Here is a 22,586-nt window from a genome sequence, read left to right on the forward strand (position 1 = left end):
TTAACTTTCCCTAAGCGCCAATGGCATTGTGAAATATAGTGATTTATCATTATCTTCATCTCTTACAATTACCGAACTTTTGTTATTTAGCAATTCCAGCACGGTTACTTTTCCTTTAATTGTAGAAATGTAGTCAAGTAAAAACCTTACATTCAATGAAATTTTTAAATCATCACCTTCCTGAATTGTTGCAATTTCCTCTTTTATCTGCGCATTTTCACTCGTTCCAGTAAGCAGCAGCCTGTTATTGGCAAAATTAAATATTCCGCCATTTTTAGCTTCTTTGTTATCCCTAACAAATATAGCTGTTCTTCTTAATACCGATAAAAAATCCTTTGTATTTAACAATATTTTTTTATTATGCTGCGAATTATTTAAAATTGACTTGTAATCTGGAAATTGCAGATCAATTGTACGAGTTAATATTTCTACATTTGAAAATTGGAAAAACACTTTTGAGCCATCTGATTTTACGGTAATATTTTCTTCATCAATAAGTTTCATAATTTTTATTAATCCGTCAATTGTCTTTAACGGAATGCTCAGACTAAGATTTTCCTTCCCTTTTTGAGTGTCATCCAAATCTTCTTCAATGTATGTCAATCTATATGTGTCAGATGAAACCAGTTTTAATTTGTCTTCCTCAATTTCCACTCTGATACAGTTTACAGCTAGATTTTCTGGATTTGGCGAAGCTGAAATTTTTACATTTTCAATATTATTTAATAATTTTTCCTTTTCAAATACATATTCAACTCCATTTTCCAGTTTTGACTGAACTGGGAAATTTTCTGCATCGTATAATGAAAATTCAGTATTTGTAGAACTTGCCTGAATTATTAGTTTACCATTTTCTTCAATTAGTGTAATTTTTTCATCAGAAATTTGTTTTAAAAATTCTTCAATTAATTTATGTTTTATGACAATTTTTCCATCTTCTTCAACTTGTGCCTCTATTTTTGTATTTATAGACAGTTCCAAATCTGTTCCTCGTAAAATTGCCTTTCCTTCGTTTGTTTCAATATAGATTCCAGAAAGGACTTCTCTTATTTTATTTTCAGTTACTGCATTTTCAACTATAGTTATAGCTTTTAACAATGATTTTCTATCAACGATTATATGTAACATATGTTCACCTCTCTTTTATAATATATCCTTATATTCTTCCAAGTGTTCCTTTAATTTGGTTATAGCTTTTTTTTCTATCTGTCTTACTCTTTCACGTGTAATGCCCATCTGCTCGCCGATTTCCTTTAATGTATGAATCTTATTGTCATACAGTCCATAACGATACTCAAGAATAGCTCTTTCACGTTCATTCAGAACTCTTTCAAGCAAGTCTTTCATTTCAATTAACTGATCTTCTTTTATTATTTTATCTTCCACATCATCATTTTTCCCAATGATGTCTTCCAAGTAAATATTATCTCCAATTGTTTCATTCAGCGACATTATATCTTGAAATTCACCTAAAAGCAAAATAACCTTACTTTCCTTCAGATCAACTTTCTTTGCAATGTATTCTGTTGATGGAGCTTCACCATGAACGGCAGTATAATCCTTTATAACCTTATTCACTTTTGATAATTGTTCATATTTATAAGATGGTATTCTTATATCACGCCCTATATTAATAATTGCTTTTTTTATCGACTGTTTTATCCACCATACTGCATATGTACTAAACCTATGTCCTTTTTCATAATCAAATTTATTTATAGCTTTTATCAATCCAATATTACCCTCGCTAATCAGATCAATCAGAGGAAGCCCATTTCCAAGTGACTTTTTAGCTGTACTTATTACCAATCTTAAATTTGATAAAATTAATAATTGCCTTGCCTGTTCGTCATCATCTTCCCTAATCCGTTTTAACAGTTCGTATTCTTCTTCCTTTGAGAGTAAATCAAATTTTTGAATATCACTTAAATATAACGACATCAAGTTTAAGTTGTTATCTTCCATTACCTCACTCCAATTTTATTTTTTTATAATATCTTAACTTAAAAATTCTGATTTTAAATCCCTGCTCATAAATGTAGATTCCAATTCTGAAACTGGCTTTCCATTGTAGATTACTTCATAAAGCGCTGTGAAAATAGGTGCTTTTAGATTATTTTCCTTTATGATTTTATAAAGGGCCTTTATTGTTTCTGCACCTTCTGACACCATGTTCATATGTGAAACTATGTCTTCAATTTTTTCACCTTGTCCCAGCTTTTCTCCTACAAACCTGTTTCTGCTATGCTTACTTGTACAAGTTACAATAATATCTCCAAGCCCTGATAATCCCATAAATGTTTTAGGATTAGCATTGTAATATTTTGCAATTTCAAACATTTCGTTAATTCCACGAGTTATAAGAGCAGCCTTCGTGTTATCTCCATAACCCATCCCATCGGCAATTCCCGCTGCAATTGCAAGGCAGTTCTTCAATGCTCCCGCAAGTTCGGCGCCCATCAGATCCGTTCCCGTATAAACTCTAAAATAAAGGTTACTGAATGCTGTCTGTACAGTTTTTGCAGCTTTTTCATCTTCAGATACAGAAAGTATTGCAGATGGCAGTTTTTGAGCGACTTCTTCAGCGTGTGTCGGTCCTGCCAGCAGGACATAGCTATATTGCTTGTTTTCAAATTCTTCAGCCACTATTTCAGAGATTCTTTTTTTCGTAGCAATTTCTAGCCCTTTTGCAACATTTACCAGTATTATATTATAATTTAAGAAATTTTTCAATCTTTTTAAAATTTTTCTTAAAAATTGTGTTGGAGTCGCCAGTAGCAGAATATCAATTTTACCATATTTTTCAGGATTTTCAAGCACTTCTCCGTAATCATCCACAACATTAAGGCTTTCAGGCAATTTTATATTTGGCAAAAATTGCGGATTTTCCTTTGTGTTGCGAATAACTTTCCTCACTTCTTCATTATGCTCCCACAAATACACTTTATGCCCATTTTCTATTAATAGCTTCGAAAGACAAGTGCCCCAGCTTCCGCCGCCAATAACCAATATATTTTTCATCATCATCCCTTCCTTTCTTATTTTTTATTTCCTTTCTTATTTTTTAAGCTAAATTTAGATTCTGTTCCATTTTTTAATCTTTCGATATTGCTTTTATGTTTTACTGTAATCAAAATTGCTATTAAAATTCCTAAAATAACATATATTATCTGCTGATACAAAAAATATATAAAAATCGGAAGCGATATAGCTGCAAAAATTGAAGACAGCGAAACATATCTTGAAACAGCAAAAACTGCAAAAAACACAATTGCAGCAAACAATATAGCTTTCGGAACTAGAATTAAAAATACTCCAAGCGTTGTCGCAACAGCCTTTCCACCTTTAAAATTCATAAAAATGGAAAACACATGCCCTAAAATTGCACAGATCCCAACCAATACATAATCCAAATCTGAAATTTTCGTCAAATTTTCAAAAAAATCAGCTTTTAGCAAAATTACCATTAATGTCGGAACCAATCCTTTTGAAATATCCAATATTAACGTTAAAATACCTAATTTTGCCCCTAAAACACGTGCAGCATTTGTAGAGCCTGTATTTCTGCTTCCATGCTCACGAATATCTATTCCTTTAAATACTTTTCCTATCCAAAGTGCATTTGGTATACTTCCCAGAATATAGGAAATAGCCATTAATAAAATTGTAATCATTTTTATTCCTCTTTAAAGTTTTATTTTTTATTTATCGTTCTTTACTTTTTCCTCTTCATTTAATTTTCCATTATATTCCAGCCTGTTATTTTCATTTTCAATCATTTTATCAAAAAATCTTTTTTCCTTATATAAAAATCCTAAAAGTATTACAAAAAACAGTAAATCAGTAAATGGCTGTGCAAGCCATACACCATCCAGTTTCCAAATATTTGAAAAAATTATAACAACTAATAGAAATATAACAACTTGCCGCAATAAATTCAATGTAACTGAATATTTTGAACGCCCTGTCGCCTGAAAATAATTTGGAACAATTATTCCAAAAGATGAAATTATAACAAGCGAAAAATATACTCTAATTGCCTTTACTCCTTCTCTCAGAGCCTCAGGTGTACTTTTTTCATTAAAAAATAAAATCAGTTCTTTTGGTAAAAGCATTACGATTATCCAGAATGTAAAAGATAAGGCAACTCCAGCATTTATAGCAGTCATTAGAGATTTTTTCACTCTCCTGAAATTTTTTGCCCCATAATTAAACCCAATTATCGGCTGAACAGCTTGAGAAACCGCATAAACACTCATTGTCATAATTGGCAAATATGAATTTATGATTGTCATAACCGCCACACCATAAGTTCCGCCATAAGTATCCACAATTTTATTTGTTACAAGTCCTACTCCTGAACTTGCGGCTTGTAATAGAAATGGTGACATTCCTATTGAAAAAATATCTCTTACTATTTTTGAATCCAATTTCATTTTGAAAATCTTATAGTGATAACACTTTCCTCTTCCAGCTTAAACCCAAACATATCTATTTTAAAGGGCAATTTTCCCACTATTAGAAACCACAATACAAATATTGCAGACAGCACATTCCCAATTAATGTCGCATAAGCAGTTCCCTCAATTCCAGTGTGCATAATCATTACAGCCACATAATCCAGAACAATATTTACAACTGCTCCAATTAGCATTGAAAACATCGCAACTCGTGGTGCTCCAGCCGCATTTAACACATTTGTCAGTCCAAATGAATAAAACAACGGTAAGATCGCCAGCAATATTATTTCCATATAAGCCCTCGCATACGGCAATGTTTCGTTATTAGCACCTGAATATCGTAAAACCGTGTTAATATTCAACATTAAAAGCACATACAATGTAAGTCCTAAAACAGTAAATAATGTTACAGCATTTCCCAATATTTTCTTGGCTTCTCCCTTTTTTCCCTGTCCAAGCCTAATCGAAATGATAGTTCCGGCTCCAACTCCGATAAACATTGAAAAGGCAATAATCAGCATAACGATATAAAAAGCAATTCCTGCTCCAGCAAGCGCCTTTTCGCTAATTTTCCCAACAAAGAACCTGTCAACAATATTGTACAGAACAACTGCCGCAGATCCAATAAGCGTTGGTATGAAATATTTCACAAATAATTTCAAAATAGAACCTTTTAACAGTTCCTCACGTTTTTTTTCCATATTTTATCCTTTTTGTAAAGTTTTTAAAGTTAATCTCTATTTTTTTAACAAATAATCGGCAATTTTTTCCAAAACTCCAGAATCACCTAATTTTTCTCTCTCTTTTTTTAATTCTAAAACAACATTTTCTTTATTTTTTTCCATAATTTCCATTTCTTCAAGCAATTTTTCCACCGAAAAATTTTCCTGCAGCAGCTCCTTAAAAATCTCTCTATTCGCATTTAAATTAGTAAGCGTTATATATTTTATTTTGACTATCTTTCTTGCAATAAAAGCATTGATTTTAGATGTTTTATAAACTACAATCACAGGCAGCCCCATCAGCGATATTTCAAAAGTTACTGTTCCTGAAGTCGCTATTGCATATTTGCAGTCTTTCCGAATGTTTTTTATTTCATCAAAAGTTATTTCCAAATTTGGAATTTTATGAACATCAATTTTATATTTTTTCTCAAAATCACGTATATATTTTCTATGGTCCTCACTCGCCAGCTTCATTAAAAATTTCTCATTTTTAACTTTTTCATTTCTAACCAGTTCCATAACTACTGGCAAAAATTTTTCAATTTCCTGTCGTCTGCTTCCAGGAAGTAACAATATTTTTTCTCCCAACTTGTCAGAAAATTCATATTTGTCAACAAACGGATTTCCAAAATATTCCACTTTCAGCCCTTTTGACTCATCTTTTTTCAAAGTATCATCGTAATATGCCTTTTCAAATGGAAAAATTACGATAACATCGTCAAATTTCTTTAATTTTTCAATCCGCTTTTTCCCCCAAGCCCAAACTTTAGGTGGAATATAATAAACCATTCTCAAATTTTGCAGTTTTTTTTCTGAAATCTTCTTTTTCAATAATTCAAAAAATTTCAGATTAAATCCTCCAAAATCAACAAAAATAACAGTTTCTATCCTATTTTCCTTGATAAACTTTAAATATTCACAAGCCTTTTCCGTAAAATAGCTGTACTTTTTCAAAGCCTCCACAAATCCCATAACATCATTATTTTTAATGTGATTTACAACCTTAACCCCAGCCTTTATCGATCTATCCCCAACTACACCAAAAAATTCAGCATTTTCATCTTTTTTCCGCATTTCCTCCACAATGTATGAAGCGTGTAAATCTCCCGACATTTCACCACAGGAAATGAAGATTTTTTTCTTTTTTTTAGAGTTTGCCATTGACAAATCATTATTTTTTTCTTTTATTACATTATTTTCATTATTATTTCTCATTTTTTAGCCTTTTTTATATTCTTTAATTTATTTACTTAAAACTACTTTAAAAATTATTCAAATATCTATTTTTTATATTTCGTAGGCAAAACAGAAATATTTGAAGATGTTTTAAAAATAAAAATTAAACAAAATATCCTTATTTGTCCTTATTTGTAATATTTTTTGAGTTTAATTTTAAAAAATAGTTTTACTAAAAAACTTTTAAACCTTGATTCCTTTTATAAAAATTTTATTTTTATTTGCAAATTTTATAACTTCCTCTTTCTCAATAAAGAGCATTTTATCGGCTTCAATCACAATCCCACGTCCATTGATTTCCACAACTTTTTTTATTGTTTCCAGCCCAATCGTTGGAATGTCTATCCGATAATCCTGATTACGCCTTGCCATTTTTACCACAATGCAGTTTTTTCCGGCCAGTTCCCCACCACGTAAAATTGCCTTATCTGTGCCTTCCACACCTTCCAACGCAATAACAGATTCATCCTTTACAACAACAGTCTGCCCTGCATCAATATCCGTAAGCATTCGTGCAGCTTCTACCCCAATTTCTATTGTTTTTTCCTCATTCACGCTTGGTGAAGCCTTTGTATATACTTCATTTCCAGCAATATACTCGTCCAACAGATAATTCTGTGGCAGGACTTTAATGTTTTCCGATTCAATGTAATTAATTATTGCCTTTAAAATATTTTTATCTTTTTTATTTTTTGTAGATAATAATATTTTAGTTGCCGTCAAATCAAATTTCAAATTTGAAAAAATCAGGTTTTTTTCCACTTTTCCAAGCATTATTAACTGACTTACCCCATTTTTCTTAAAATAAGAGATTATTTTCCCAACTTGAGCAACGCTATATTTTACAGAATTTTTATGCTCCTTTACACTTTCCTCCACACTTTCAAACAGATAAACCGAAAACGGCTCAATTCCTTTCAAAATACATTGATTTATAAATAATTCAGGCAATTTCCCATTTCCAGCAATCAGACCTACTTTTTCCATTATCACTTTTTCCTCTTAAAAAAATATCTATATAAAAAATTAACTCAAAATAAAATATAGATTATTTTGAGAAATTTTACATTTTAAGTTTCTTATTTTTATTTTCTTGAACTTTTAAAATATTTTTAGTTCAAATTTATATTTGTATTACTTTATCTAAAATTTTTTTATCTTGTAATACCTCTTTTACTTTTCCGTATAAAATTAACTAAATTTTTCGCTTCCTCATATTGTCCATAATCACGCTCCACAGTTTGAAGCGCCTCTTCCAGTTTCAATTTTTTCTTAAATATAATTTTATACAGCTCTCTTAACCTCTTTATCTGCTCTTCTGAAAAACCTCTACGTTGAAGCCCTACAATATTAATATAAACAGCTCTCGCCTTATTACCTTCAGACAGCATGTAAGGAACAACATCCTGATTTACAGCTGAACATCCGCCTATCATTGCGTGCCGTCCAACCCTTGTAAACTGATGCACAGCAGTAAGTCCGCCTACCACCGCATAATCTTCCACTTCCACATGCCCAGCAAAAGTAGCAGCATTTGCCAAAACACAGTTGTCTCCAATTATACAATCGTGAGCAATGTGAACGTAAGCCATTACAAGTGTATTGTTTCCAATTCTTGTTTCATATTTATCAGTAGTTCCACGGTGAATTGTAACAAATTCACGAATTTTATTGTTATTTCCAATAACAACTCTCGTTTTTTCTCCAGCAAACTTTAAATCCTGCGGATCTTTCCCTATTGAGGCAAAAGAAAAAATATAATTATTCTCGCCAATAATCGTTTCCCCTTCAATTACAACATGCGATTCTACAATAGTTCCATTTCCAATTGTCACTTCTGACCCTATAATCGAGTAAGGACCTATCTTTACATTTTCTCCAAGTTTAGCATTTGGATCAACAATTGCCGTTGGATGTATATTTAAACTCATAATTATTATACCTCTTATTTTTATTTTTTGAATTATTTAAAACTTTTGTTTCAAAACTGTATAAAACTGCTAAAATTTAAAATTTCTATTTTACTTAAATAAAAAATTTATTCAATTTTAGAAAGTTTTACTCTAAAATAGTTTAAGTATTATTTAATTATAAATCCTGTACTGAAAATTTCAAGTCAGCTTCACTCACAACTGTACCGTCGACAACACATCTTCCACGTGCAACTATTACATTACTTTTAACTTTTATTTTTTCTACTTCCAGTCTTAACTGATCTCCTGGAACAACAGCTCTTCTAAATTTACATTTGTCAATTGACATAAATAAAGGTATTTTCCCTGGTTCCAGCATTAGCAATCCTACAGCCTGTGCCAGTGCTTCTATTTGCAAAACTCCAGGCATTACAGGTTTTCCTGGAAAATGTCCTTGAAAAAACTCCTCATTCATTGTAATATTTTTTATCGCTACCAGAGAGTCAGTTCCATTTTTTTCAACAACTCTGTCTACTAGCAAAAATGGATATCTATGCGGCAATATTTTCATAATATCCTCTATGTTCATAATTGTTTCATTTGCTGCCATATTTTTTATTCCTCCTGAATCTATATTTTTATTTATTTCAACTTTTTTCAAATTTTATATTTACATTATATTTGATTTTCATCCAAATTACAAGCGATTTTTATATTTTTTACAAATATTTTTTAGCAATCATTTCAGTTAATCTCGAATTTACATAATGTCCAGCCTTTATCGCAATAATATGAGCTTTTACAGGCGTTCCCAAAACATACAAGTCTCCAATTATATCAAGAATTTTATGTCTTACAAATTCATCAGAATATCTTAACCCTTCTGGATTCAATGGTCCATCTGCCCCGATTACCACAGCATTTTCCAGACTTCCTCCCAATGCCAAATTATTCTTTTTAAGAAAATCTATTTCATAATCAAATGCAAAAGTTCTACATTTTGCAATATTTTCCATATAATTTTCCAAATTTACTTCAAGCTCATAATATTGTGATTTTAAAAAGCTATGGTTAAAGTCAATCGTATAAGATATTTTAAACCCGTCATAAGGCAATGCCATCACATATTTCCCAGCCTTCTCATCCGAAAATATAACAGGCTCCATAATCACAACGGGCTCTATTTTTTCATCCAGTTCCACAATTCCAGCTTCTAGCAATTTTTCAACAAATCCCGCCGAACTTCCATCCAAAATAGGCAGTTCATTCCCTGAAATCTCAACTAAAATATCAGTTATCCCTGTAATCGAAAGTGACGATAAAAAATGCTCAACCGTATGAACTTTTACATCATCCTCATTCCTAATATTCGTCCCTCTCTCCAAATCAAATAAATTTCTATAATCAACTTTTATAACATTATTTTTGCCACTCACATCAATTCTTTTAAAGATTATCCCTCGCTCATCATCATTTCCGCTGGGCTTCAAAGTTAATTTTATTTCTTCCCCTTTATGAAGCCCAATTCCAGATATTTCAATAGTATTTCTAATAGTTTTTCTTTTCACTTCCGAATTTCCTCCATTTTCTAAAATTTCAGTTCATATCTAATTTTTGTTTATAAATTATTTTTCTTTTCTCATAAATATTATATCATAAAATTAAATATTTTTCCTTTTATTATTTATAAATTTATCAATAAATTATAAAATACATAAATAAAAGAATTATTATATTAGATCTGTTCGATAACTATATAAGTTCAAAAATACAATAAAATAAATATTACTCGCAAGGGGCAAGACCCATTGTTAAAAATAAAGAATATTAAATTATCGACAAGTTTATTGTATTTATGTTGATAGTTGGTTAATGAAAAATAAAAAAAATATAATGTCCGATAATATATTAGTATGTTAAGAAAATTCATATTTATTCATATTTATTCATATTTTCTTCTTTAATTAATAATTAAAAACAAAAAACTTGACATTTTCAAAAAATAATGTATAATTAAATTAGATAGATAGATTTTCTTCTTTTGAAGAATCAAAAATACAGGTGTTCCACCACCTTTAAGTGAAGGATCTAAAAATACAGGTGTTCCGCCACCTTTAAGTGAAGGATCTAAAAATACAGGTGTTCCGCCACCTTTAAGTGAAGGATCTAAAAATACAGTAAGCTACCATTTTGTTTTGGTAGCTTTTTTATAGGGGGAAAAATGAAATATAAAAATTATGAGGAGTTACACTTATTTGAAATTAATGATAATTATATAAATTATTTGCAGAAATTTGACAAACATATTCTAAATTTTTCTGGAAAAAAATATAAAACTTCACGAAAATATTTAGGTATTTTACTAAAAATAAACGACTGTAATTATTTTGCTCCATTATCATCTCCAAGCAAAAAATTTGATTATGATTTAAATGGAAATTTAAGAAAGTCAATTATTCCACTAATAAGAATGGTTAGAATAACAAATACTGGAAAACAGGATTTTTTAGGAACTATAAAACTCGGATCCATGATTCCTGTTTTTAATAATTCACTTATGAGATACTACGATTTGACATTAGAATCGGATATAAAATACAAAAAAATGGTTCAAAAGCAGCTAACCTTTATTTTGAAGAATAAAGAACTGATTTTAAGAAATGCTAATAAACTTTATAGACAAAAAAATTCAAATATGTCTATGGGTTATATAAAAAATACTGTTAATTTTGAATTACTGGAAGAAAAAGCAAAACTGTATTTACATAATAAATTTACCAAGTTCAAAAAAACAACCAAAAATTCTTTTTAACACTTTATAAAAAAACTATCTCAATATTAGTCAAGATAGTTTTTTATTTTTTTATTCAATTATTTTACCAAATTATTTTACCAGATTTTTATTCTGTCTTGAGGAGCTTTATACATTTTATCTCCTGGTTTTATTTCAAATACCTTATGGAATGCATCTACATTTACCACTGTCCCGTTTACACGGAAGATGTTTGGTGAATGTGAATCAGTTTTTGCCAGATTTCTTAGGTATTCCGGTGTCGATTTTTGTCGCCACATTCTTGCAAAGCTCAAAAAGAATAATTTATTTGTTGTATCAGAATAAACTTTTGCAGACGTCGGGTGATCTTTTAAATACAGCTGCAAGGCATCATAGGCAACGTTTAGTCCGCCTAAGTCAGCAATATTTTCTGTTAATGTAAATTTTCCGTTTACATTTACTCCATCACCAACTGAATACGCTGAAAATTGATTTTCCAATCTTTTAGTTGCTGCATCAAATTTTAACTTGTCTTCTGCTGTCCACCAGTTTTTTACGTTTCCATCCCCATCATATTCAGCCCCTGACACATCGAATGCATGTGTAAGTTCGTGTCCAATGATGCTTCCTATTGCCCCAAAGTTACTAGCCATTTCCAGTTTATTATAGTCATAAAATGGAAACTGTAAAATTCCAGCCGGGAACACTATTTCATTTCCTGTTGGAGAATAATAAGCATTTATTGTATGCGGATACATATGCCATTCTTTCTTGTCTACCGGTTTTCCAACCTTTTTCATTTCTTCCCCATATGCCCATTCGCTTATTTTTTTCAATTGATCATACAGCGTATCATCACTTGAGATTGTCATTTTGCTGTAATCTCGCCATTTGTCGGGGTATCCAATTTTCACGTTGACTTTTGCCAGTTTTTCAAGTGCTTTTTTCTTAGTTGCGGCACTCATCCAGTCCAGTTTTTCAATTCTGCTTTTCATGGCTTTTTTGATATAGTCAACCATTTGCAGAGCATTTTTTTTAGCTTCCGGTGAGAAGTTCCTTTGGACATAAATTTTTCCGATTATTTCCCCTAAACTTCCATTTGTAAAGTTCAATGCCCTTTTTTCAAGCGTTTCCCTTTCCTTTTGCCCGTTTAAATATTTTCCAAAAAATTCAAAACTTCTTTTGCCCATATCATCTGTCAAAATTCCGGCTGCAGAACTTATTAAATTATATTTCATATAATCCTTAATTACATCAATATTTGCGTCATTTACAAAATTATCCAGATTTTTATAATAATTCAATTCACTTATGATGACTTTATCAGTTTTTATGTTCAATTCTTTCAAGTATTGTGCCAAATCGACGTTTTTAGACAATGTTCCCAATTCGCTTACTTTTATTGGATTATTATATTTTTTTACATCGTGACGTTCCTCATTTGTCAATAATGTATTTGCAATCTGCTTTTCAAATGCAACTATTTTTTTTGCTCTTTCAAGGGTATCCTTTTCTCCGGAATATTTCAGCACGTCGCTTACATATTTTGTGTATTCTTCCAATATTGCCCTATTTTCCTTTGTATCTTTCTGATAATAATCTCTTGACAGTCCAATTCCAGCACTTCCTAAATATATCGCATTATTTTTGGAGTCATTCAAGTCAGTTCCTACACCCCATCCATAAAATTCAGAACCGCCAGTTTTTGTAACTTCAACATTATATTTTTTCAGATCTTCAATATTCTGTATAGCATCAATTTTATCCAAATCTTTTTTAATAGGTGTCAATCCTTCTTCATTTCTTTTTTTCATATCAGAATAACTGTCATAAAGTGTTATGACTTTCTTTTCATCTGCAGTCAAGGACGACTTATTCTTTAACTCCTTTATTAAATTACGTAAAAAATCCTGATTTTTCTCATTCAGTTCATAAAAGGAACCCCATGCTGGCTTTGTGCTGGGAATCTGCGTCTTTTTTGTCCAATTTTCATTCACATAGGCATAAAAATCATCTTTCGCCTTAACTGTTGTGCTAAGTTCATCAAATAGCTTTTTATCGCTGTCCTTCAATAATTTTGCCTGCTGCTTTTCATAAAAATCCCAGAATCCCATTTGCTTTGGTGCAGGCTGTGCCGGCTTTGTTTCCTTTTGCGATGCCCTTTTCACCGAAAGCTCCTCATATTCATAATTTTCGTTTTCTGCATAAATTAAATTAATGCTAGCTAAAAATAGCGAAACTGTAAGTAATTTTTTCATTTTTCTTCATCTCTTTAAATATTTTGAAAATTAAATAAATAAATGTCAGATATAATTTTTTTAATTTTCAAATTACCATATTTAAAAATAATTTCTCCTCTCTTTTTTATAAAATATTCAAACTTCATAGACTCATAATCTGAGTTAAATAAAAATACTTTTCAATTCAGGCAAAACAAAAAATATTTACTTTATAATTGCCCTCTAAAAAAGCATTACGTTTATTATACATTTTTTTTAAATTTATTTCAAGAACTTTACAAAAAAATAGCCTTAAAATTTAATTTAAAGCCATTTTTCCATATAAATATTTTTATAAAGTCTAGAATGCAGGAATTACTCTGCCTTCATATTTTTCTTCAATATATTTTTTAACTTTTTCACTTTGCAGCGCTTTTACCAATTTTTTAACCCTTTCGTCATTTTCATTTCCCTTTAAAACCGTAACAATGTTTACATAAGGCGAATCTTTACCTTCTATCAGGATAATTTCGTTCTTTGTAACTCCAGCATCAATTGCAAAGTTTGAATTTATAATTGCTCCTGCAACTTCGCTTAATCTTGGTGCAATTTGTTCATTTGATAATGTTTCAATCTTGATATTTTTTGGATTTGCAGCGATGTCTGCTGGTGTAGAATCCAGTTTTGTGTTGTCTTTTAATTTTATAATTCCAGCTTTGTCTAGCAGAATTAATGCACGTCCTCCATTTGTTGGATCATTAGGAATTATCAAAGTATCCCCATTTTTCAAGTCATTGACATTTTTTATTTTTTTAGAATAAAGTGCCATTGGTTCCAAATGAATATTTCCAACTGCTGATAATTCAATGTTATTTTTTTTGCCAAAATCTTCCATGTATGGAGCATGCTGGAAAAAGTTTGCATCTATACTTTTGTCTGCAAGCGCCTTATTTGGCTGAACATAATCATTAAACTTAACTACTTCCAGTTCAATTCCTTCCTTTTTCAGGTCATCCTTTACTAAATCCAGTAATTCAGCATGCGGAACAGGTGTAGCTCCCACGATTAATTTTTCAGTTTTTTTTGCAGTTCCATTTTGACTGCCAGCCGCTCCATTAGTTTCATTCTTGTTTCCACAAGCTACTAAAAATAATGCAGTTGCTAATAATAATGATAATATTTTTTTCATAAATACCTCCAAAATTTTTTTATTTATAATTTATTTTACAACCTTCTACTAAAATACTGGAATAATCACATCTTTGTATTTTTCTTCCATATATTTTTTAACTTTTTCACTTTGCAACGCCTTCAACAATTTCTGAATTTTAGGATCATTTTCATTCCCTTTCAATGTTGCAAGCACATTTGCATAAGGAGAATCCTTGTCCTCTTTCAAAAGTCCGTCATCTTTATACGACAATCCTGCATTCAATGCAAAACTGCTATTTACAATTGAAGCTGCCACTTCAGGTAATCTTGGCGGCAACTGTTCTGCCGAAAGTTCCTCAAACTTAATATTTTTTGGATTGTTCACAATATCTTTCAATGTTGCTTCCGTATTTTTATTATCATTTAATTTTATAATTCCACCTTTGTCAAGTAAAATTAATGAACGTGCCAAGTTTGTCGGATCATTTGGCAATAAAATAGTATCTCCATTTTTTAAGTCATTAATGCTTTTTATTTTTTTTGAATACAGTGCAAGAGTTGGCAAATACACTTTTCCAACTGCCACCATTTCAAATCCATTTTTCTTCCCAAAATTCTCCATATATGGAATATGCTGGAAAAAATTCGCATCAACCTCCTTGGACTGCAGCACTTTATTAGGCTGAACATAATCATTAAACTCAACTATCTCCAGTTCAATCCCTTCTTTTCTTAAATCATCTTTCACAACATTCAAAATTTCTCCCGCTGGAACGGGCGTAGCTGCAACCTTTAATTTTTGAGTCTTTTTATTTTCAGAATTTTTAGCAGCTTTATCAGGATTTCCGCAAGCCATCAAAAATAACGCTGCAATCAGGACTAATAAAATTTTTTTCATGAAATCATCTCCCTTTCTGTATCTATATTATTAAACTATATTCTTTTTCTCTTGTTCATCAGCATTTTTACAATGCTGTTTCCAATAAACTGTATGATTTGTACAAGCACAATTATAACAATTGTCGCCTGCCACATCACTTCGGGCTTGGATCTTTGGTATCCATCAATTACAGCGGCATTTCCGAGTCCGCCGCCACCAATTGTTCCAGCCATCGCAGAATATCCAATTAAACTTATTAATGTCAGTGTCATTCCATGAACAAGCGCAGGCATCGCTTCTGGAATCATAACTTTAAAAATAATTTCAGAAGTTTTGGCTCCCATTGATTTTGAGGCCTCAATAAGCCCTTCATCGACTTCCTTTAACGCCCCTTCAATAATCCTTGCCACAAATGGTGCGGAACCTAAAGAAAGCGGAACAATAAATGCAATACTTCCGTAAGATTTATGAACAAGCATTCGTGAAAGTGGTATTAATAAAACCATTAGGATTATAAATGGAATTGATCTTGTAATATTTACAATAATCATATCCAGTATTTTATGAATCGTCTTATTTGGTTTTACCCCCTTTTCATCAGACGTAACAAGCAGAATTCCAATTGGAAGTCCGATAATTAATGCTATAATTGTTGAAATAAATACCATATAAATTGTTTCCCAAAGAGGCTCGGCCATATTTTGAAATTGTAAAAATTTAATCCAGTCAAATCTCATTATACCACCTCCGAATCTATTTTATTTTCTTTTAGCCATTCAATAATGTCTTTTGCTTTCTCTTCGTTTGCTGAAATTTCTATCAGCAAGTTTCCAACGATAATATCGCCTACTTTGTCAATAAATCCGCCTAAAATATTTACTTCCACATCATATTTACGAATAATTTTTGTAATATAGGACTCATTTACCTGTTCCTCGTTATATTTCAGTCTTAATCGCAATTTCCCAGTGTTTTCTTCACGATTTTTTATTTCTTCTTCCGTCCTAAATTCTTCATGTGAAATATTTTGTACAAATTCTTTTGCCAATTCTGTCTTAGGATTTAAGAAAATTTCCTTTGTTTCCCCTTTTTCAATAATTTCCCCGTCTGACATGATTGCCGCTTTATTACAAATTTTCTTTATAACTTCCATCTGGTGCGTAATTAAAATTATTGTTATTCCAAATTTTTTATTTATATCCTTCAAAAGTTCCAGAATAGAATTGGTTGTTCTAGGATCAAGTGCCGATGTTGCCTCATCTGACAGCAGCAACTGCGGATTATTTGCCAATGCCCGTGCAATTGCCACACGCTGCTTCTGTCCGCCTGAAAGCTGTTCAGGATAGCTCAGCTTCTTGTCTGAAAGCCCCACAATTTCAAGCAGTTCGTCCACCCTTCTATTAATGTCCTTCTTATTCCATCTGGCAATTTTCAATGGAAAAGCTACATTATCAGCTACATTTCTAGAATTTAACAAGTTAAAGTGCTGAAAAATCATCCCTGTCTTTTTTCTGTATTCACGTAACAATCTTATATTAAAATCTAAAATATTTTTATCTTCATACCCAAGACTTTTTTTCCCTTTTTTATCAATGACTTCGTGCTTTACAAAAATTTCTCCAGAAGTAGGCTCTTCCAGTCTATTAAGAAGCCGTATAAGCGTAGACTTCCCAGCTCCGCTCAGTCCCATAATTCCATAAATATCCCCTTGCACAATATCAAGATTCACGTTATTTACAGCCAGCAGTTCCTGCCCGTTATTAAGTCTATATTTTTTTACCAGATTTCTTATCTTAATTAAACTGTCCATATTTCACCTCTTTTTCATGTATTTTGCTTTATCTTTACTTTTGTAGTCAAAAAGATTATATTATTTCTTACTTTAAAAGTCAACTGTTTTTAAAATACTTTTTGATATTATATCATTTTTATATTGTATATACAAGTTTTATTTTTCAATAATAAAAAAAATTTTAAAAGAAAAGGGTATTATCATGATACCCTCAAAATTAGCTATTTAATTATTTGTATTCAAAAATTCCTTTACTCTTTGAGAAGAGGGATTTTCAAATATGTGCTGTGAAGTACCCGTTTCCAGTATTTCGCCTCTTTCCATAACGATTACTCTGTCTGAAATTTCACGGACAAAGTTCATTTCATGGCTTACAATTAGCATCGTAATTTTTTGTTTTTTCAGTTTTCTTATTATATCCAACACTTCCTTTACCAGCTCAGGATCTAATGCTGATGTTGGTTCATCGAAAAGCATAATATCCGGCTGCAATGCCAATGCCCTTGCTATTGCCACACGCTGCTTCTGCCCACCTGAAAGTTCATTTGGAAAACTGTCAATTTTATCTGAAAGTCCAACTAAATCTAGCATTTTATTGGCAATATTTTCAGCTTCCATTGTTGCCATTTTCTTTACAAGTTTCAGTGTCTTGACTATATTATTTCTAACCGACATATGAGGAAACAAATTAAATGTCTGAAAAACCATTCCAGTCTTTAGCAGCATTTCCTTTTTTATTTTTTTATCAACATTCTTATCTGTCAAATTATTCCCCTCAATCAGCACTTCTCCCGATGTTATGCTTTCTAAATCAACTATACAGCGTAAAATTGTTGACTTTCCGCTTCCAGAAGGCCCTATTAATGAAACAACTTCACCTTTATCAATATATAAATTAATATTTTTCAAAATTACATTATCGCCATACTGTTTTTTTAAATTTTTTAATTCTATTATTTTTTCACTTTCCACAATTTATCTCCCAGTTTCTTATATTTTAATAAAACTATTTGTAAATCATAAATTTTAAATCCTAATTTTATTTCTTTTTTCAATATTCTTAAATAGCCTGTCAACAGCAAAGCTTAATACTAGATAAATAATAATTGCACAAATATATGGAGTGACATTGTAATAAATATTTGCCAGCTCCTTTGTCCGTTTCATTACTTCTGTTACAGCTAGAACATACACAAGGGAAGTGTCCTTTATAAGCGTAATTGCCTCATTTCCCAATGTTGGCAGGACTCTTCTTATTGCCTGCGGTAAAATAACGTATGCTATTTTTTGCCAATAGCTGTAACCTAGCACTTTTGCCACTTCATGCTGTCCTTTATCAATGCTTTCTATTCCGCTTCTCATAATTTCCACGAGATATGCGGCATAATTTATGATAAATGTAATTGTGGCTGCCGTGTATGGCGCTAGAACTATTTTATAGCCACCAAAGTTCATCAACGGTATTCCATAGTAGACAACCATTAATTGCAGCATTAAGGGAGTTCCCCGGAAAATCCAGGTATAAACTGAAATAATAAATTTTACTACCTTATTTTTCCCTGTATACGCCAACGCTCCTAAAATTCCTAACGGGACGGAAAACAAAACCGTGAGTATATACAGTATCACCACGTTTGGTAAAGTTTTTACCAGTTCTATAAATATCGGCAGTGAAATTTTTATCAGTTCTATAAACTGGCTCATTAATCTTTAAACCATTTCGAGTAAATTTTTTGATATGTCCCGTCTGCCTTCAATTCCTCAACAGCTTTATTTATAGCCTCGACTAATTTTGTATTTCCTTTTTTGGCTGCAATTCCATATTCTTCTTCGCCATAATTGTCATTTAGAATTTTGTACAATTCTTTTTTAGCCTGATTTTCTTTTGTTTTCTTAGTATATTTTGCCAATACTTCATCAGCTATAATTGCGTCAACTCTCCCTGCGTCAAGATCCATAAATGCCTGATCATATTGCGCATATGTTTTAAATTCCTTAAATTTCTTGTCATCTCCTGATTTTTTCACAGCCTCCTCTCCGCTGCTTTCAGTCTGGCTTCCAACATTTTTCCCTGCCAAATCAGCCTTTGAGTTAATATTTGAACCTGCCTTAACTACTATAAGCTGATGACTTGTAAAATATGGTTTTGTCATTTCAGTTTCTTTTTTTCTTTCCTCTGTTATAGTAAGCCCGTTCCAGATTAAATCAATATTTCCACCATTCAGATCCAATATCTTAGAATCCCAGTTTATAGGCTTAAATTCAACTTCACTTCCTAATTTTTGAGCAACTGCCCTGGCCAAATCAATATCAAACCCTACAATCTCACCTTTTTCATTCTTAAATCCCATCGGAACAAATGAATCATCAAGTCCAACTACAATTTTCTTAGGAATTCCATCAGCATTCTTCCCTTCCTTTTTTTCCTCCTTCTGAACACTGCACATAAATACACTTAGCGCTAAAATTATTAGTAACAATATTTTTTTCATTTCTACGGCCTCCTGCTTTTATTTATATACTAAAATTTACAAATTAATTTCTAAATATATTATAATAATAACATTTTTTAAAACATTTTGTCAATAATTATAATATATAACTTTTATATAGTTCAATATATTTTATTTATGATTAAATATTAAAAAATAATAAGGGAGTTGACTAGTTGACTATTCACTCCCCATTTTTATGCTATTTTTCCAATTCCTCTTTCAAACCTTCAACTTTATCCAGTTTTTCCCAAGGCAAATCAATGTCAGTCCGTCCGATGTGTCCAAATGCTGCTAAATCCTGATATCTAAATGATGGCTTTCTCAAGTTTAGTGATTTTTGAATTCCATTTGGTGTTAAGTCAAATAATTTTGCAACAGCTTCTTCAATTCTTGTTTCTTCAACTGTTCCAGTTCCAAAAGTTTCTACACGGATTGATACCGGCTCTGCAACACCGATTGCGTACGATAACTGAACTTCACATTTTGTAGCAAATCCTGCCGCAACAATATTTTTGGCAATCCATCTTGCTGCATAAGCTGCCGATCTGTCAACTTTTGATGGATCTTTTCCAGAAAATGCTCCTCCGCCGTGTCTAAAATACCCGCCATAAGTGTCAATTATAATTTTTCTTCCAGTAAGTCCAGAATCTCCGTGAGGCCCTCCTATTACAAATCTTCCAGTTGGATTAATATGAAATTTCCTTACATTTTCAATATTCAAGTCATATTTTTCCAATACAGGCTTTATTACAAGCTCTTTTAAGTCCTTTTCAATTTGTTCATTTGTAACATCTTCATTATGCTGAACAGAAAGAACAACTGTGTCGACATTCAACAATTTTCCGTTTTCATCATAAGCCAGTGTAACTTGTGCTTTTGCGTCTGGTCTTGCCCAGGTTAGTGTTCCATTTCTCGTGATTTCAGTCAGCTTTTGAATAATTCCACGTGACAATACAAGTGCCAGAGGCATCAATTCTTCAGTTTCATTAACTGCCCCTCCAAACATGATACCCTGATCTCCAGCTCCGCCTGTATCTACTCCCATTGAAATATCAGGCGACTGAGAATGAATAGTGTTTAACACGCCACAGTCCGAGTCAAATCCCATTCCTGGACGGTATCCAATTTCATGAATTTTATCTCTGACAATTTTCTGTACATCCACATAAGTCCTAGTTGTAATTTCACCTCCAACAACCACAAGTCCAGTAGTTGCAAATGTTTCACACGCCACTCTTGAATTTTCATCGTCTGCAAGGCAGGCATCTAATATTGAATCTGAAATTTGATCACAGATTTTATCTGGATGTCCTGGTGATACAAATTCTGATGTGAAGTAAATTTTTTTAGCCATTTTATTTCCTCCTAATTTTTATTCCTAAATTTTGTTAAGTAATATCATCTTAAAAATATACTTTACTCTAAAAAATTTAAATTCAAGCTTTATTTAAAAATATAAAAAACTCTTCCTGCAAGGAAGAGAATTAAAATTCTTATCTTTGCACTCAATGCCGGATTTAGCACCTTGTTTTTACAGGTTGCTGGATACTCAAACGGGCCGTTCCCTAGTATCTCTCTTGATAAGTTTTATTAAATTGTAGTATAATTTTTAAATTTGATTTTCAAATAACTTTATTGTAAAACAAGTATATACTATTTTTTTAAAAATGTCAATATTTAAAAATTTTTATTTTTCATATTTTTTTACTTATTGTATTCTGCCGCTTTTTTCTTCATAATTTCATCGATATTTACATCTGAAGATTTTTCAGCAGGTTTTACTGTTTGTGCAGGCTGCTGCTGTTTAGCTGCACTTGGTTTTTCAGCCTTAATTTCAACCTTTGAAGCTTCTTCTGCTTTGCTTTTGCTTTTTACATCATTAAGTGTGCTTTCTGTTAGGCTTTGAGAAGAATTTCCGTTTCCCAGGAAAGTTTTTACTTGCTTATCAGTTTTCTTCTCTTCAACCACTCCGCCTTTTTCAATTCTTTCTATAGCGGCGGCAGCGTTCTTATCTCCGTTCTTGGCAGCTATTTTATACCATTTCAGAGCCTCTGTCATATTATTTTGCTGCTGATACGACATTGCAATTGGCATAGCAAGCCCTTTATTTCCAGCACTGTATGCCTTTAAAAGATATGGACGTGATTCAGTCTGCTTTCCGCCATCATATAAAATTGCTCCAATTTCATAGTTGGCTTCCTTTACTCCACGGTTTGCAGCCTTCTGGAACCATTTCATCGCTTCTGATTCATTTTTAAGTTCTTTATTCAAAAGTGCCACACGTATGTCCGCTTCCTTTATTCCAGCATTGTATGCTTTTTCAAATTCTGCTTTAGCCTCTTTATATCTTTTTGCTTTTATTAAGTCAACACCTCTATTGTATGCTTCTGCGCCAGGACGCATTTTTATTTGCCGCATTTGCTGTCTGCCAGCAGTCGTTGTAGCGCCTTTTGGAAGTCTTGCAATCAATTTATTTGCTTCTGCTGTATTTCCTTCTTGTTTTAAAATTACAGCCAAGTTATAAATTGCTTCAGGATAATTTCTGTCTACACCATATTGTAAAATCTGCTTCACTTTATCCATATTTTTTAAGTTGTAATAAAGCTGTGCAAGTGACATAATTGATTCCTTATCTCCGTTTTGGGCTTTTGTCAACGCTTCTGAAACTTTTGCCGGATCAATTTGGTTGTCAATTAAATTTTGCTGCTCCTCAGGAGTCAAATTTTGTATATTAGGATTTCCTTGCGCCTGTCCTCCAAGGTTAAAAATATCAGTGTTAATGTCCTTATTTTGCTGCTGCTGTGTCTGCTGGTTATTTTTCTTGTTATCCTTTTTCTTTTTAAAGCAAGAAACCGACATCATTCCAATAGCCAAAATTACTATTGCAAACATTATTTTTCTTTTCATTTACTGTTCATTCCTCTCTTTCAAATTCTTTTTA

22 protein-coding genes and 1 riboswitch are annotated in these 22,586 nt (G+C 31.7%); of the genes, 1 reads left to right on the forward strand and 21 read right to left on the reverse strand.

Translation table 11 applies throughout. The annotated features are described in order from the left end of the window. The 11 genes from dnaN to lpxC form a co-directional block, all read right to left on the reverse strand. Positions 1-1,128, reverse strand: coding sequence for a DNA polymerase III subunit beta (gene dnaN / locus HW275_RS10425; protein WP_178936496.1), 1,128 nt, complete (start codon positions 1,126-1,128; stop codon positions 1-3). A 15-nt stretch (positions 1,129-1,143) separates the two neighbouring features. Next, positions 1,144-1,965 (reverse strand): RNA polymerase sigma factor RpoD/SigA, encoded by an 822-nt coding sequence (locus tag HW275_RS10430; RefSeq protein WP_178936497.1) that lies wholly within the window; start codon positions 1,963-1,965, stop codon positions 1,144-1,146. A gap of 33 nt (positions 1,966-1,998) precedes the next feature. After that, complete coding sequence (locus tag HW275_RS10435) at positions 1,999-3,021, reverse strand: NAD(P)H-dependent glycerol-3-phosphate dehydrogenase (protein ID WP_178936498.1); 1,023 nt, start codon at positions 3,019-3,021, stop codon at positions 1,999-2,001. A gap of 17 nt (positions 3,022-3,038) precedes the next feature. Further along, on the reverse strand, positions 3,039-3,674 hold the full coding sequence (gene plsY, locus HW275_RS10440; protein ID WP_178936499.1) for a glycerol-3-phosphate 1-O-acyltransferase PlsY: 636 nt from the start codon (positions 3,672-3,674) through the stop codon (positions 3,039-3,041). Positions 3,675-3,701: 27 nt separating this feature from the next. Then, positions 3,702-4,436, reverse strand: a complete 735-nt coding sequence (locus HW275_RS12470) for an MATE family efflux transporter (protein WP_255460093.1) — start codon at positions 4,434-4,436, stop codon at positions 3,702-3,704. Further along, positions 4,433-5,161 (reverse strand): MATE family efflux transporter, encoded by a 729-nt coding sequence (locus HW275_RS12475; RefSeq protein ID WP_255460094.1) that lies wholly within the window; start codon positions 5,159-5,161, stop codon positions 4,433-4,435. The genes HW275_RS12470 and HW275_RS12475 overlap by 4 nt, the downstream gene beginning before the upstream one ends. Positions 5,162-5,197: 36 nt before the next feature. Then, entirely contained in the window at positions 5,198-6,346 is a 1,149-nt protein-coding gene (gene lpxB / locus HW275_RS10450) for a lipid-A-disaccharide synthase (protein ID WP_178936818.1), read from the reverse strand. 258 nt (positions 6,347-6,604) lie between these two features. After that, positions 6,605-7,408: an LpxI family protein gene (locus HW275_RS10455; RefSeq protein ID WP_178936500.1), complete on the reverse strand. Its 804-nt coding sequence runs from the start codon at positions 7,406-7,408 to the stop codon at positions 6,605-6,607. Positions 7,409-7,575: 167 nt separating this feature from the next. Next, positions 7,576-8,352: an acyl-ACP--UDP-N-acetylglucosamine O-acyltransferase gene (gene lpxA / locus HW275_RS10460; protein ID WP_178936501.1), complete on the reverse strand. Its 777-nt coding sequence runs from the start codon at positions 8,350-8,352 to the stop codon at positions 7,576-7,578. 157 nt (positions 8,353-8,509) lie between these two features. Beyond that, entirely contained in the window at positions 8,510-8,944 is a 435-nt protein-coding gene (gene fabZ, locus HW275_RS10465) for a 3-hydroxyacyl-ACP dehydratase FabZ (RefSeq protein ID WP_178936502.1), read from the reverse strand. Positions 8,945-9,053: 109 nt separating this feature from the next. Then, a complete protein-coding gene (gene lpxC, locus HW275_RS10470; RefSeq protein WP_178936503.1) occupies positions 9,054-9,902 on the reverse strand; it encodes a UDP-3-O-acyl-N-acetylglucosamine deacetylase in 849 nt (282 codons plus the stop codon). 653 nt (positions 9,903-10,555) lie between these two features. Here lpxC and HW275_RS10475 point away from each other — a divergent pair. Next, the gene (locus tag HW275_RS10475) at positions 10,556-11,146 is read left to right on the forward strand and encodes a type III toxin-antitoxin system ToxN/AbiQ family toxin (protein ID WP_178936504.1); all 591 of its coding nucleotides are present in this window, start codon (positions 10,556-10,558) and stop codon (positions 11,144-11,146) included. A gap of 77 nt (positions 11,147-11,223) precedes the next feature. Here HW275_RS10475 and HW275_RS10480 read toward each other — a convergent pair whose 3' ends face one another. The 10 genes from HW275_RS10480 to HW275_RS10525 form a co-directional block, all read right to left on the reverse strand. Next, positions 11,224-13,365 carry a M13 family metallopeptidase gene (locus tag HW275_RS10480; RefSeq protein WP_178936505.1) on the reverse strand — a complete coding sequence of 714 codons (2,142 nt, stop codon included), beginning with the start codon at positions 13,363-13,365 and terminating at the stop codon, positions 11,224-11,226. 322 nt (positions 13,366-13,687) lie between these two features. Continuing rightward, complete coding sequence (locus HW275_RS10485) at positions 13,688-14,515, reverse strand: MetQ/NlpA family ABC transporter substrate-binding protein (RefSeq protein WP_178936506.1); 828 nt, start codon at positions 14,513-14,515, stop codon at positions 13,688-13,690. 48 nt (positions 14,516-14,563) lie between these two features. Further along, positions 14,564-15,376: a MetQ/NlpA family ABC transporter substrate-binding protein gene (locus HW275_RS10490; protein WP_178936507.1), complete on the reverse strand. Its 813-nt coding sequence runs from the start codon at positions 15,374-15,376 to the stop codon at positions 14,564-14,566. 35 nt (positions 15,377-15,411) lie between these two features. Further along, positions 15,412-16,095: a methionine ABC transporter permease gene (locus HW275_RS10495; protein ID WP_178936508.1), complete on the reverse strand. Its 684-nt coding sequence runs from the start codon at positions 16,093-16,095 to the stop codon at positions 15,412-15,414. Further along, complete coding sequence (locus tag HW275_RS10500; protein ID WP_178936509.1) at positions 16,095-17,168, reverse strand: methionine ABC transporter ATP-binding protein; 1,074 nt, start codon at positions 17,166-17,168, stop codon at positions 16,095-16,097. The genes HW275_RS10495 and HW275_RS10500 overlap by 1 nt, the downstream gene beginning before the upstream one ends. 207 nt (positions 17,169-17,375) lie before the next feature. Then, a complete protein-coding gene (locus HW275_RS10505; RefSeq protein WP_178936819.1) occupies positions 17,376-18,107 on the reverse strand; it encodes an amino acid ABC transporter ATP-binding protein in 732 nt (243 codons plus the stop codon). Between the two features lie 69 nt (positions 18,108-18,176). Beyond that, positions 18,177-18,854 carry an amino acid ABC transporter permease gene (locus tag HW275_RS10510; RefSeq protein WP_218975151.1) on the reverse strand — a complete coding sequence of 226 codons (678 nt, stop codon included), beginning with the start codon at positions 18,852-18,854 and terminating at the stop codon, positions 18,177-18,179. Next, on the reverse strand, positions 18,854-19,642 hold the full coding sequence (locus HW275_RS10515; RefSeq protein ID WP_178936510.1) for an amino acid ABC transporter substrate-binding protein: 789 nt from the start codon (positions 19,640-19,642) through the stop codon (positions 18,854-18,856). Before HW275_RS10515 ends, HW275_RS10510 begins: the two co-directional genes overlap by 1 nt. Before the next feature lie 202 nt (positions 19,643-19,844). Beyond that, the gene (metK, locus tag HW275_RS10520; RefSeq protein WP_178936511.1) at positions 19,845-20,999 is read right to left on the reverse strand and encodes a methionine adenosyltransferase; all 1,155 of its coding nucleotides are present in this window, start codon (positions 20,997-20,999) and stop codon (positions 19,845-19,847) included. Between the two features lie 136 nt (positions 21,000-21,135). After that, positions 21,136-21,232: riboswitch (SAM riboswitch) on the reverse strand. A gap of 117 nt (positions 21,233-21,349) precedes the next feature. Further along, positions 21,350-22,552 (reverse strand): tetratricopeptide repeat protein, encoded by a 1,203-nt coding sequence (locus HW275_RS10525; protein WP_178936512.1) that lies wholly within the window; start codon positions 22,550-22,552, stop codon positions 21,350-21,352. Positions 22,553-22,586 lie beyond the last annotated feature (34 nt).

This window comes from Leptotrichia sp. oral taxon 223 (genome assembly GCF_013394795.1).
Lineage (GTDB): Bacteria > Fusobacteriota > Fusobacteriia > Fusobacteriales > Leptotrichiaceae > Leptotrichia.